This window comes from Deinococcus betulae (genome assembly GCF_020166395.1).
In the GTDB taxonomy this organism is placed as follows: Bacteria; Deinococcota; Deinococci; order Deinococcales; family Deinococcaceae; genus Deinococcus; species Deinococcus betulae.
In genome coordinates, this window is the sequence record NZ_JAIQXU010000043.1 from 14,444 (window position 1) to 27,146 (window position 12,703).

The 12,703-nt window shown below is 61.6% G+C and carries 9 protein-coding genes; 7 read left to right on the forward strand and 2 right to left on the reverse strand.

Annotated elements, in window-relative coordinates; translation table 11 throughout:
- Nucleotides 1-916: 916 nt before the first annotated feature.
- The 4 genes from K7W42_RS21195 to K7W42_RS21210 all read left to right on the forward strand — a co-directional run bounded on the left by K7W42_RS21195 (nt 917) and on the right by K7W42_RS21210 (nt 6,552).
- A complete protein-coding gene (locus K7W42_RS21195) occupies nt 917-2,581 on the forward strand; it encodes an alginate export family protein (RefSeq protein WP_224577236.1) in 1,665 nt (554 codons plus the stop codon).
- Between the two features lie 189 nt (nt 2,582-2,770).
- Nucleotides 2,771-4,036, forward strand: a complete 1,266-nt coding sequence (locus tag K7W42_RS21200) for a styrene monooxygenase/indole monooxygenase family protein (protein WP_224577225.1) — start codon at nt 2,771-2,773, stop codon at nt 4,034-4,036.
- A 47-nt stretch (nt 4,037-4,083) separates the two neighbouring features.
- A complete protein-coding gene (locus K7W42_RS21205; RefSeq protein ID WP_224577226.1) occupies nt 4,084-5,118 on the forward strand; it encodes a M23 family metallopeptidase in 1,035 nt (344 codons plus the stop codon).
- Between the two features lie 804 nt (nt 5,119-5,922).
- Complete coding sequence (locus tag K7W42_RS21210; RefSeq protein WP_224577227.1) at nt 5,923-6,552, forward strand: nucleotidyltransferase family protein; 630 nt, start codon at nt 5,923-5,925, stop codon at nt 6,550-6,552.
- A gap of 2 nt (nt 6,553-6,554) precedes the next feature.
- Here K7W42_RS21210 and K7W42_RS21215 read toward each other — a convergent pair whose 3' ends face one another.
- Nucleotides 6,555-7,610 (reverse strand): XdhC family protein, encoded by a 1,056-nt coding sequence (locus K7W42_RS21215; RefSeq protein WP_224577228.1) that lies wholly within the window; start codon nt 7,608-7,610, stop codon nt 6,555-6,557.
- Between the two features lie 311 nt (nt 7,611-7,921).
- Between K7W42_RS21215 and K7W42_RS21220 the strand changes: the two genes are divergently transcribed.
- The 3 genes from K7W42_RS21220 to K7W42_RS21230 are packed head-to-tail and all read left to right on the forward strand — an operon-like array spanning nt 7,922 to nt 11,630.
- A complete protein-coding gene (locus K7W42_RS21220; protein WP_224577230.1) occupies nt 7,922-8,473 on the forward strand; it encodes a 2Fe-2S iron-sulfur cluster-binding protein in 552 nt (183 codons plus the stop codon).
- The gene (locus tag K7W42_RS21225) at nt 8,470-9,501 is read left to right on the forward strand and encodes an FAD binding domain-containing protein (RefSeq protein WP_224577232.1); all 1,032 of its coding nucleotides are present in this window, start codon (nt 8,470-8,472) and stop codon (nt 9,499-9,501) included. Before K7W42_RS21220 ends, K7W42_RS21225 begins: the two co-directional genes overlap by 4 nt.
- The gene (locus tag K7W42_RS21230; protein ID WP_224577233.1) at nt 9,498-11,630 is read left to right on the forward strand and encodes a xanthine dehydrogenase family protein molybdopterin-binding subunit; all 2,133 of its coding nucleotides are present in this window, start codon (nt 9,498-9,500) and stop codon (nt 11,628-11,630) included. Before K7W42_RS21225 ends, K7W42_RS21230 begins: the two co-directional genes overlap by 4 nt.
- 676 nt (nt 11,631-12,306) lie before the next feature.
- On the opposite strand, the gene K7W42_RS21235 is transcribed toward K7W42_RS21230, so the two are convergent.
- Nucleotides 12,307-12,703, reverse strand: a 397-nt coding sequence (locus tag K7W42_RS21235; RefSeq protein ID WP_224577234.1) for an ABC transporter substrate-binding protein, incomplete at its 5' end; no start/stop codon positions are given.

Genomic DNA, 12,703 nt, shown 5'->3' on the forward strand with positions numbered 1-12,703 from the left:
CTTCCTCCTGGAGTTTTTCCGGCATTTGAGCCGCAGCGGCGCCCTCTATCAGGACGGCAACCGGTGGCATTGGCGGGAACCGGGTGTGTCAACTCTTCCGACCAGTGTTGAGGCCCTGATTGCCGATCAGCTGAGCCAAATGCCGGTGGAAGCAGTCACGGCAGCGGAGGCTGGGCGGCTGATGGGTCTGTGGGCCATGTGGGATACCGCTCTACCGGACCATCCACTCGACCTTGAGGCGGCGGCGACCCTCAGTGACTTGCCAGGACCCGCAGTGACGAGGTTGGCTCAGGATGCGGCCAGGCGTGGTCTTCTGGTGGACGGTCACTTTGGGCATCCTTTGTTCCAGGAAGTCGCTCTGAAGGAGATGTCCTACCGTCTTCGCCGTGAAGTGGCGCGGCGCTGCGTCCAGTTCCTATACGGTCAACCGGAGCAGGCAGCGCGTTTTTTGCCCTGGGCCGAACTGCCAACCGCTGAGGCCATACAGGTGCTGAGACGGGCGCTCCTGTCCGCGCAGACTCGGGGAGCGACAGCCGCTTGTGCTGACCTTCTGGATCAGTTGGCTGACCTGGTTCCTCCTCCTGAACAGGCCGCAGTAGCACTTCAGGCAGCGCAGGCACTGGAATCCTTCCACCTAGAGCGGGCCCTGAGCAGGGCCACTCAGGCCCGGTTGCTCCATCCCTCTGGCGCCGAGGCGCTGCACCTGTGTGCGAGGCTGCTGGCCCGCTCCGGTCGTGGGCAGGAAGCTGAAGGCTTACTTGAGAACGCCCCGGAAGCCCTCCGTGAGCGTTCCGACTTCTGGGCCTGCTGGCTGGAGACCCGAGTAGGCGCTTCGGACTTCGTAGGAGCGTTAGACATCTGGAACCAACATCGGCACGAGTTGGACGGTTTTCCCCTTGTGGCTTCTCAAGTGGCGATGGCTCAGCTGCGCACAGGTCAGGCAGACCAGGCGGAAGCCAGCATCCAGCAGGCGCTGAACTGCAAGCCTGAGCCTGCTGAGCGCGCCGCGCTTCTTCAGGCGCTAGGCCGGATTCAAATTGCGCAGGCGAACCCCCAGATGTTTGCCACCCTGGGAGAGGCCATCGAGGTGAGTGCTCAGGCAGGTGCGGTCGCCCTGCAGGCTGGGCTGCTGCTGGAGCGGGCCCGTGTCCTCAGCTGGGCCCTTCAGGTGCCTGCGGCAGCAGTGGACGCACAGCAGGCTGTGCGTCTGGCCGAAGCACAGGGCGACCCCCGCCTGCTGGCCCGGGCGCAGGGTGAACTGGCCAGTTGCCGGATGATTCAGGGAGATTTCGAAGGGGCTCAAGATCTGCTGCTCGCCGCTCAGGATTTACTTGGAGAAGGCCAAGCCTCGATGTATACCATCCTGACCCAGCTGTACTTGTGCAATCTGTCGCTGGAGTGGGCACGGCCTCAAGATGGTCTGCTGGCCGTGAGGCACGCCCGTCAGGGCCTACGCCTGACGCAGGAAGTTCAGGACAAGAGCCTGCTGGCCTGGGTGATGAGTATCAGCGCGTGGGCCGAAAGCGCACACGGTGATCTGGCCAGGGCTCAGCGGCAGATTGAGGAGGGAGAAGCCATCATCCGCGCTACCGGGCAGGCCGCCACGGCCCCTTTCTACCTGTTTGCAAAGGGATTTCTCTTGGAGCGGCAGGGGGAAACCGCGGACGCCATACAGGCATTTGAAGCGGCGGGTGACCTCGGACGGAGCATGAAGATGCCGGCCTACGCCGAGCGCTTCGGATTGGAAGCAGACCGTCTACGTGGAGACCGGCAGAGTGCAGAACGTCGCCTGGCTTTTTTCAGGCAGCATCACTTCTTCAGCTTTGCCTGCCGGACCTTACAGTTCTTTCCACCGCAGGAGGCTGCAGCCGAGGCCGCTGGCGCTGTTGGCGCAGCCGCCTCGTCAGAGCCGGCCGCCCCGCCTGATCGCCTCCAGCTGACTGTCCTGGGCCCGGTTCAGATGATACGGGGCGGCGAGGTTCTGCCCGAGCGTTCAGTCAAGGGATTCAGGCTGCTCATCTGCCTGCTCGAAAGCCGTCTGGCCGGACGACCCGGCGTGCCTCCAGATGAGCTGCTCGAAATCCTCGCTCCAGACGCTGATCCGCAGCAGGCTGGGGTCAGGCTCCGGCAGCAGATTCGCCGTCTGCGCGCTGCATACGGCGCTACCTGTGTGGTGCGTACGGATCACGGGTACGCCTTGGGGTCTGAGGTCCTGAGCGACGCGGAACTCTTTTTGAAGACGCAGCAGACTGGATTGTGGCGCGGCGCTTATGCCGCCGATTTTCCTGACTTCCTATCCAGTGCCCGGGAGGTCCTGGCTTACGGCCTGCGGCTCGCTGCCTACGCTACCGAACCACAGCAGCCCGCCGAGGCCGCTCGACTCGGACAGATTCTGCTGGCCATGGATCCTTTTGACTGGCCTGCCCTGTCCTTGACGCTCCGGTGCCTGCGTGACTGCGGCGAGTTGATGACGCTGGTGTCTGTGTACACACAGATCCGTCATCAGTGCGCGCTGCTGGGTGAGCCCCTCCCCAACACGTGGGAGGATTTCTTGGCTTCTAAGGATATGAGTAGGATATGAGAATAGAAAGGTAGCCTGTTCCATCTCTCTAAAAACCCCGTCCAAGACAGCGCTTCTTCTTTGACGTTGGACGTCACGTCTATGTCACAGCCTCCTTCTAGGCTCTGCTCGAGTTCACAACAACGGCCCGATCGCATCGCCACACACTGTGGCGGGAACCTGGTGCCAGTAAACCGGAAAGGAGGATGAATGAGGCGAATTGCGGTGATTGGTGCTGGGCAGGCGGGACTTCAACTCGCGCTAGGCCTACAGCATCACGGTTATCAGGTGACGCTGGTGACGGACCGGACCCCAGAACAGGTCGAGTCAGGTCAGGTGATGAGCACGCAAGCGCTGTTCCACGATGCCTGCGAAACCGAGCGGCAGCTTGACCTGAACTTCTGGGATGGGCTGTGCCCCTCAATCGAGGGCATCGCCTTCAGTGTGCCTCACCCAGAACTTCCTGGACACAAGGCCATGTCCTTTGAAGCCCAGCTGGATCATCCGGCCTACAGCATCGATCAACGCGTCAAGTTTGCTCACTGGCAGCGCACGTTTGCTGGGCGGGGCGGGGCCGTGGTGACCGAGCAGGCAGATGTGAATACGGCTGAACGTTTAAGCGACGCCCATGACCTTGTGCTGGTCGCGACCGGAAAGGGTGATCTGGGGCGAATCTTTGAGAGAGACGCGTCGCGCAGCCCGTATGATGCGCCGCAGCGTCACCTGGCTTTGGCTTATCTTCAAAACGTCAGGCCGCGCTCGGGCCACAGTGCCGTCACCTTCAATCTGATTTCCGGTGCCGGCGAGGTCTTTTTGCTCCCTGGTCTGACCCGTACCGCACAGGGCGCGTGGCTGCCCTACGAGAATGTGCTGATTGAAGCCGTTCCGGGAGGGCCACTGGACGTTTTTAAGGATATCCAGGACCCTGCAAACCAACTTCAGCGCATGCTGGCCCTCATGGCAACCTTCGTTCCCTGGGACTACGACAGGGTCAAGGACGCCCAATTGACGGACGTCATGGCAACACTCGTGGGACAGGTGACCCCACAGGTCCGCCGCCCAGTGGCCACCCTGCCTTCGGGGCGACCTGTACTGGGCCTGGGGGACGCTGTGGTGGTCAATGATCCCCTGACCGGTCAGGGCGCAGGCAGCGCCGCACGCGCCTCTGCCGTCTACCTGGAACGGATTCTGTGGCAGCGCGACCGCCCCTTTGACCGGAGTTGGATGCAGGATACCTTTGAGGACTACTGGGGGTACGCCCAGTACGTCACCCAATGGACGAATGCACTACTGGGACCACCCCCACCACACGTGCTGGGTGTTCTGGACGCCGCGCAGCGTCATCCCAGCCTAGCCCACGCCTTTGTCAACGGCTTCAATCACCCACCTGAGTTCTTTCCCTGGCTGACCAGCCCGCACGAAGCCGCCGCATTCATGGCGCGCCACGGCGTCTCCGCCCTCGCCACGCAGGCCTAATCCTGCGCTTTCTTTCAAGGAGCATACACATGACCTCAAAATCTCTGTTGGTCACTCTGGCGGTCGCCACTCTTGTTCAGTCCACCACCGCTGCCCTGACTCTGCCTCTTAGAGGTGACGACCTTAACGCCGACGAGCGCTACAACGCGGGCGTTCACACAGGGGGTATTCAAGCGGAGGGCAAAGATATTGGGGCCCTGCGCCGCGTGTCTGATACCAATTGGTCCAGGCTGAAAGCCGGTGCCACCGACACCAAGGTCAACAGCAACTGGATTGTTTACGGGAAACCCTTCTACGCTATGGCGGCCGGCACGGTAGTAGGCTGCTGGCGCAACGCCCCCGAGAACATTCCAGGGGCCTTACACCCCCTTTACAAGCCTGGATCCAAGTTTGCTGGCGGTGGCAACCACCTGTGGATTTTGCAGGATGACGGCGCTCAAGCCCTGTATGCCCATGCTCAACCGGGCAGCATTCCCGCTGCGCTGTGTCCACACAATGCCCAGGTCTTTACAGGCACCAACGGCAAGAGCGACGGCACAGGGATTGAACAGGAGGTGCGGGTCACCAATGGCGCCCGGGTCAATGCCGGACAGTTTTTGGGGCGCATCGGCAACTCAGGGTCCTCTTCTGCCCCACATCTCCATGTTCATCTGCAGAAAGCGGGCCAGCCCATGCCCATGACATTTGAGCGGGGGTTGACCACACCCTTTATCGGAGGAAAAGCCGGTCTGGATGGACCCTGGACGCCTCTAGCTGGCAAAACCTTTCCAGAAGCCTCAGTGCTGTTCTGGCCACCCCGACCCGCAGGCAATCTGACGTTTAATGGTGTTAAAGGTGCCGATTATCAGCGGCTCGTTGACCACCTGGCCGATTCCGGCATGATGCCCAACCTGATTACGTGCGCCTCTAACGGCAGCACGTATAACTCAACGTGGGTGCCAAGGCAAGGTCAGTGGGCATCCTTTCATGGGATGAGCGCTGCGCAAGCCGCTGAAAAACATGCAAACTACACCGGTCAGGGGTACAGCCGAACCTCCTCCTACACGTGCGGCACAGTCACGGTCGCCGTCTGGCGCAAATAGACCTCTTCAATCAGCTGAGGCGTTCGTAGGGCTCCACGAACGCCTGTTGACGGTGCTTCCCACGCTCCATGTTCTGTAGTTACTGATTCATGAGAATATGTCGCGTGGGGTGCGACCATTTCCCCCTGGCGGCCCAGTCGCCTCACCCACATCCAACTGGACGTCTCGCCGCTCAGCTCGCGCTCAATGACCCTGGTCGCACGACCCGCGACCTGACGCAACAGTTTGGCGTCACTGACGGCACCATCCAGGCCTGGCTCAGACGTGATAGCGAGCTTCCCGCGCGACCGGCCAACCCAAGAAGCTCACATTCGTACCGCAAGACGAGCTTGGATTGATCTTGGACGGTAATGCCCGGTTGCGTGGCTTTGACAGCAGCGGTTGGACCAGCTCACAATCCGGCACGTGATCGGTATGAAGTACGGTATCTGGCTGGATCGCGCGCACCTTTCTCGGAAACTCAGACGCTGGGGGTTCCCGTATTAGCGGGCTGTAGAGCGCAACCACGACAACATGGCCACCTGGGTGCGCGTCTACTGTGAGACGCTGGGAAACAAAAGTCACTGACAGTGCCACGTGATGTTCCCAGCAGAGAGCGACTTCAGCCTGAAAATGACGAAGGTCCGAACCTGGGGCGAGTGCGAACAGGCCCACATCATCCTGATTAGGCTTCGCTGAGAACACCTGTCTGTGATCGAGGGACCGCCATGTGTAGACAGTTTCCTCACCGTGTTGCCTTACCCCAATGACTTGCTACAACCCCTTGCTCGCACTCATACCAAGGTTCCATTGATAATTGTCCACATGGCTGCTCACGCCACTGCGCTGCTGGCTGCCGGTTCCAGCGGACGGATGGGTATTCCCAAACAGCTCGTGCTCCTGCACGGTCAGCCGCTTTGCCGGTATGCTGCTTTGGCGATCCTGCGCGGTGGAGACGTGACCGACAAGTACACCGTGGTGGTTCCGCCCGGCGCGGTGGGCCGGGACATTGCGGCTGTCCTGGCCGATTTGCCCTTCACCGCTGTGGTTCATCCAAAGCCCGAACAGGGCCTCCTGTCGTCTTTCCAAGTGGCGGCACAGGCCCTCTCAGAGACGTTGGACACACTGACTTTCGCCTTAGCGGATATGCCTTTTGTAACGCCCTCAACTTACAGGGCGCTCCGCGAGGCGTTTCGCCGCACAGGCGCTCCGCTCATAGGCACCCGTTATGGCGCAGCCACACACGCGGTCCAGGCTCCGCCTCTGCTGCTCCACGCTCGCCTCCTGCCTGAACTGCTGGAGCTGCCGGCTGCTGATACAGGCCCACGCGCACTGATTGAGCGTTACCGGCATCAGGCCACCTTCATTGACCGGCCGGATGATGAGCTGACCGATGTGGACACGCCTGACATTCTTGCTCGGCTACACAGCCTGCCCAGAAGAGGTGAACACTGACACTATTGGTGATCTAGAGCTTGGATTGGCCTTCCCCTCTTGCCCCGGCCCATAAGCTCGGCCAGCTCGCTGAGGATACTCAGGGCAATCCCAGCCGGAGACTCCAGACCCAGGTCGAAGCCTGCAGGCGTATGAATGCGGCGCAGTTGCGCGGGGTCGGTGCCAGTGTCCCGCATAAACTTGAGGAGAGCCTGACCTCGCCGCCGGCTGGCCACCAGGGACACGTACGGCGAGGGCGAGGCCAGGGCTCTGGTCAGGACAGACAGCTCATGGGCGTAGTCGTGCGAGTGGATAACCACAGCGTCCCGTGGCCCAAGAGGTGGGAGGCGGAGTTCCTGACCGGTGGAGACGCTCAGCACTGTTTGGGTGCCCGGCCAGTCCTGAGGCTGGAGGCGCTCTGGCCGGTCATCCGTGACCGTCACCCGCAGGCCCAGAGTGTGGGCCAACTGGGTCAGCGGGCGGGCAATCGGGCCAGAGCCCACGACCACCAGACCGATGGCCGGGAGCCAACGCTCATAGAGGGCATCGGGGGTGCGCTCGGCACAGTGGCCCCCTGAACCTTGAAGAGGAAGGTCTGCCCGTGCCTGCTGAGCCGGTGTGAGGGGCTGCCCCAGCACTTCTCTCTCCCCCGCATCAGTGAGGAGTGTCACGCCAGCGTCTGGGCCATACCGCGTCACCAGCCGCAAAACGCGGCCGGCCAAGCGCTCATCCCGGGCTTTGGCCCAGAGCGGATGTGCAGGCGACGCGAGCTGAAGGTGGACCTCTACGCTTCCAGAACAGGTCAGGCCAAATTCATACGCTTCACCGCTGCCCAGATCGACCTTCACGCGGACGGCCCGCGCACTGTGCCGTACCTGCTGCGCGGCGCGCCGCAACACACTGTCGGCGCAGCCGCCCAACGTCAGTGTCCCCAGCCGCTGCCCGTCTGGCAACAGCCAGGCGCGGCGGCCCAGTGGCTGACGAACCTCCCAAGTGTCTATCAGGGTGGCCAGAACCAAGTCAGGTGCGCTGTCCAGTTGAGCACAGAGACTCAAGAAGTCGTCGAGGGTTTCATCCATGCAGGCCAACTCTCCTTCTTGGGCCTCACTGTACTGGCCGCATGGGCGTCCGGCCCTTCGTACGGATGCCGGTCAGTCCGTGTGCACAAACGGCTTGACCTGAACGAAACGAGCAGAAGCGGGCTGATGGGCATGGAGACCGCTCACCGGCTCTGTCCCAAAGCGGCACTGAAACAGACAACCGGCTGTTTCAACCCTCTTCAGCCGGGAGATATCCCTAAAGACTTGCCATTTCCAGACGTCCTGCTCAGCGTTCTACCATCTGAAGAGACCAGACCTCGTGTGTTGATCTGCTTGTCGGAGGCTTCCTTATGACCTTTCCTGTCCATTTCAACGTCAACGGTCAGTCCTATGACCTTGAGCTTGATCCCCGGGTCTCTGTGCTGGACGCCCTGCGTGACCATCTGAGCGTGAATTCTGTCAAGAAAGGCTGTGATCATGGGCAGTGCGGGGCATGTACGGTCCTGTTGGACGGCTGCCGCGTACTGTCCTGCTTGGCTCTGGCGGTCGCGCACGATGGTGCGGAGGTCGTGACCGCTGAAGGTCTGGGGCGTGTCGGTCAGTTGGGCGCTGTTCAGCAGGCTTTCTTGGATCACGACGGCTTTCAGTGCGGGTACTGCACGCCCGGCCAGATCTGTTCCGCTGTTGGCATGCTGGACGAATACCGTGCTGGAATGCCCAGCCATATTACGCCGGACATCAACGCGTCTTTTGCCCTGACAGACGCAGAAATCCGGGAGCGGATGAGTGGCAACTTGTGCCGCTGCGGCGCGTACGTCAATATTGTGGCCGCGCTGCGTGAAGTCGCGGACGCGGACGTCCGCCTGTCCGTTCACGCTTTACACGCACCGGAGAAGAAATGAAGCCCTTTGCCTTTGAGCGGGCCGGCAGTGTGGCGGACGCGCTCGAGAAATTCACGGCCCCAGCCGCCTTCCTGGCAGGCGGAACCAATCTCGTGGACCATCTCCGGCTGGGGATCCGCGAAGTAGATCAGTTGGTGGACATCAGTCGGCTGAACTTAACGGAGATCACTGAACGGTCAGACGGCAGTCTGCGGATCGGTGCCCTGGTGAGAAACAGTGACATGGCGGCGCATCCCCTGATTCGTGAGCGGTATCCCATGTTGGCGGAGGCCATCCTGGCGGGGGCGTCTGGCCAGATACGCAACATGGCGACCACTGGAGGAAACCTGCTGCAGCGCACCCGCTGTGTCTATTTCCAAGACCTCACCACACCTTGCAACAAGCGTGAGCCGAACACCGGCTGCTCGGCGCTGGAAGGCTTTGGGCGGTACAACGCGGTTCTGGGCACGTCACCGGACTGCGTGGCGGTTCACCCATCTGACATGTGCATTCCGCTTGCAGCGCTGGACGCTACCGTGGTGGTGTCGGGCCAAGGAGGTGAGCGGCAGATGCCTTTCCAAGACTTTCACCGCTTACCAGGCAACACGCCTCACCTGGACACCAACCTCAAAGAGGGCGAACTGGTCACCGCAGTCGATCTGCCCGCTGTACCTGTCGCGCGGCGCTCAACCTACCGGAAAGTGCGGGAGCGGGCCTCGTACGCTTTCGCGCTGGTTTCAGTTGCTGCCGCGCTGCAGGTTGAGAAGGGGCAGGTGAAGGACGTGCGGCTGGCCTTGGGCGGAGTGGCCCATAAACCCTGGCGGGCCCACAAGGCTGAAGCCGCTCTCAGAGGCCAGACCATGACCACCGAACGCCTGCGCGCGGCCATTGAAGAGGAACTGGCGGGCGCGACCCCAGGACCAGAAAATACCTTCAAGGTCGCACTGGTCCGCAACACAGTTGTGGCCGTGTTGGAAGAGCTGGCCGAAGGCCGCACGGCCCAGCGCCGCGCCGAGCAGGGCGGCGCCGTGCAAGGAGAGCTGCAGTGAGGCCGGCTGTCAGCGGGCAGCAAACCCCGGGCAACGTCGGGCAAGACCGTGTTCGGGTGGACGGGCCACTCAAAGTCACGGGAACAGCCCCCTACGCCTACGAGCAGGCAGTGCAGAACCCCGCCTACCTGTTTCCTCTCACCTCAGCCATTGCCAAGGGAACCATCCGGTCCATCGATGACGCGGCGGCCCGGGCGGTGCCTGGCGTCCTGACTGTGATGACACACCACAACGCCCCGAAGCTGCTGGCCAAAACGGACAACGAACTCTACATTCTGCAAAGCCCAGATGTGCATTACCGGGGGGAGTACATCGGCGCCGTGATTGCCGAGTCTGTAGAGGTGGCGCGGCACGCCGCCTCTCTGGTGCAGGTGGAGTATGACGTGGCCCCCCATGACGCTCAGTTTCGCACTGGGCATCCAGACGAATATGCTCCAAAGCGTATCAATACAGGTGCGGCGTCTGACAGCCATCAGGGGAACGTCACTGAGGCGCTGGCCGCGTCTGCTGTCACGGTGGATGCGGTCTACACCACGCCCTACGAGCACCATAACCCTATGGAGATGCACTCCATTATTGCCGAGTGGGACCGCGAACGATTGGAAGGCGTCCTGGGCATTCTGGGCGAGCGGCCCCATCTGCGGCTCTACGACGCCACCCAGGGCGCGTCCTTCGCCCAGCTGCTGCTCGCCCCTGTCCTGGGCCTGCTGCCCGCGCAAATCGAGATCATTTCCCCGTATGTGGGGGGCGCATTCGGCAGCAAGGGGATTCCGCATGCCCCAACCATGCTGACCGCCCTGGCGGCGAAGCTTCTACCTGGCCGCGCGGTCAAATATATGTTGACCCGTCAGCAGATGTTCCGCTCGGTCGGTCACCGCCTGACCACCCATCAACGGTTCCGGCTGGGGGCGCAGGCCGACGGGATACTGACGGCCATTGCCCATAATGTCACGCAGAGCAGCAGTCGCCTCAAACAATTTGCAGAGCAGACCGTCAATGCCACCCGTCACCTCTACGCTGCCCCAAACCGCGAGACGACCACGCGGATGGTTCCTCTGGACATTGCGCCGGCCACGTTTATGCGCGCGCCAGGTGAATTCCCTGGGATGTTCGCTCAGGAAACGGCAATGGATGAGTTGGCAGTCGAGCTGGGGCTTGACCCCATTGAACTGCGGATCCGCAATGAGCCGGACAACGATCCCGAAAGCGGTAAACCGCACTCCAGCCGTCATCTGGTGGAGTGTCTGCGTGAAGGGGCGCGGCTGTTCGGCTGGGAAACGCGGCTGACCACACCGCGTGGCCGGCAGGTGGGCGAGTGGCTGTACGGTTTGGGGGTGGCAAGCGCCACTTATCCTAAGCAGCAGACCCTCCCGACCAAAGCCCGAATCACGTTCACGGCCGGACGGTACGCCGTTCAGATTGCTGCGGCCGATCTGGGCACTGGGGCGTGGACGATTCTCCAGCAGATTGCTGCCGACGCGCTGAACGTGCAAGAAGCCGACATTAAGTTGCAGATCGGACGGACAGACTTGCCGTTCGGTTACCTGGCCGGTGGATCGACCGGCACCTACAACTGGGGCAGCGCCATCATGGTCGCTGCGGTGAATTTCCGAGAGAAGCACGGTCAACAGCCTGCAGAAAGCGCGGAAGCTGAGGGTGGAGCTTACTTCCCTGATGAAGCCAAGAAGCATGTTCTGGACGCTTACGGCGCGCATTTTGCCGAGGTCAAGGTCAGTGCGGTTACGGGAGAAGTGCGTGTGACCCGTATGCTCGGGGTGTACGATCCTGGGCGCATTATCAATCCCCGCACTGCCAACAGTCAGTTTATTGGGGGGATGACCATGGGCATCTCGGCAGCCCTTCAAGAGGAAAGTTACCTGGATCCACGCTTCGGACACGTGGTGAATGGGGATTTCGCTGGCTACCACATTGCCGTAAATGCCGACGCCCCAGACGTGCAGGCCCGCTGGATTGAACATCCAGATCCTCTATTCGGGCCGACTGGAGCCAAAGGCATTGGGGAAATTGGGATCGTAGGGGTGCCCGCTGCCATCGGGAATGCCATCTACAATGCCACTGGCAAACGCCTGCGCGCGCTCCCCTTTACCCCGGACAAATTGATGGACTAACAGTTGGTGAGGTTCTGGCAATTTAGTTTCATCGGGGTCACGGAAGATCAGGAGGTGGCTTGAGGATCAGGTCGCCTCCTGCACGCCCTCGTGCCAGAAGCGTAGCGCTGCCGTCTGGTTGGTTCGTCTGATACGGACTCCGATCAGATCAGCAACAATGGAGGGATGACACAGCCTGTCATGCCGACCCTCTGGCACACAGCGCGGACGGGTTCTGGGCGGTGTCTCAGATCAGCACCTGTGCAGTGGAACAGCGCCAGGCGCAATTTTTTGTGCTGATGGCGGAAGGTCGTGCGGTGCTGGCTATTTTGGCGGTGGCCCGGTACCGCGACCTGGAGCTCGCGAGCTGACGAGACGGACGTCAAGGCAACGGGACGCTCCCCACATGCTGAGTACGGAACAACAGCAGGCTTTGGCCACGTAACTGCACACGGGTTTTGAGCAGGGCAGCGCGAGCAAATTTAACGGCCGTACCCTTGGTCATTCAGGTCCTGAATAGGGTCAGCCCCGCCGTGCCAGCGCACGTAGATGAAGAACGGGGCCAAGAGCTGCTCAACCCCCTCAGGGAGGAAAAAAGCGCCGTCGTCATCGGGGCATACCAGCTGAACTGTTGCAACGGCCCTCACCGTTGGTCGGGAGGTCAATCTGCGCAGGAATCAAGCAGTGTTCAGAACCATTAGGGTTGAGCTGGCCTCACACGAGCGATGGTCTTCAGACGGGTGGCCCCGCCTGTGATGCTCATCACGTACAAGCTAGCCTCCTTGCGGTCGCCGACTGAGTTGAAGGTCACCTTGCCCGACAGCAGGCCGGTGTAGCTGCCCTTGCGGATGGCGGTCTCGACCTGGGTGCGGGTGGGGAGCTTGTTGCCGTTGGCGCGCACGGCGTTCAGCACGCCCTGCACGACCACCTTGGCCGCGTCGTACCCGAAGGCCCCGAACCCTTGCAGCTCATCCCTGAAGGCGTTCTTGTAACTGGTGGCGAAGACCTTTGCTGCTGGTAACGCAGACAGCGGTGCTGTTACCGTGGTGAAGTAGATGTTGTTGGCGTTGGCCTGACCCACGATGGTGGGCAGC

Excerpts from the sequence above, each read along its gene's own strand:
- K7W42_RS21220 (WP_224577230.1), top strand. The coding sequence starts at position 7,922 with ATGACCTTTCCTGTCCATTTCAACGTCAACGGTCAGTCCTATGACCTT.
- K7W42_RS21215 (WP_224577228.1), bottom strand. The coding sequence starts at position 7,610 with ATGGATGAAACCCTCGACGACTTCTTGAGTCTCTGTGCTCAACTGGAC.
- K7W42_RS21200 (WP_224577225.1), top strand. The coding sequence starts at position 2,771 with ATGAGGCGAATTGCGGTGATTGGTGCTGGGCAGGCGGGACTTCAACTC.
- K7W42_RS21195 (WP_224577236.1), top strand. The coding sequence starts at position 917 with ATGGCTCAGCTGCGCACAGGTCAGGCAGACCAGGCGGAAGCCAGCATC.
- K7W42_RS21225 (WP_224577232.1), top strand. The coding sequence starts at position 8,470 with ATGAAGCCCTTTGCCTTTGAGCGGGCCGGCAGTGTGGCGGACGCGCTC.
- K7W42_RS21210 (WP_224577227.1), top strand. The coding sequence starts at position 5,923 with ATGGCTGCTCACGCCACTGCGCTGCTGGCTGCCGGTTCCAGCGGACGG.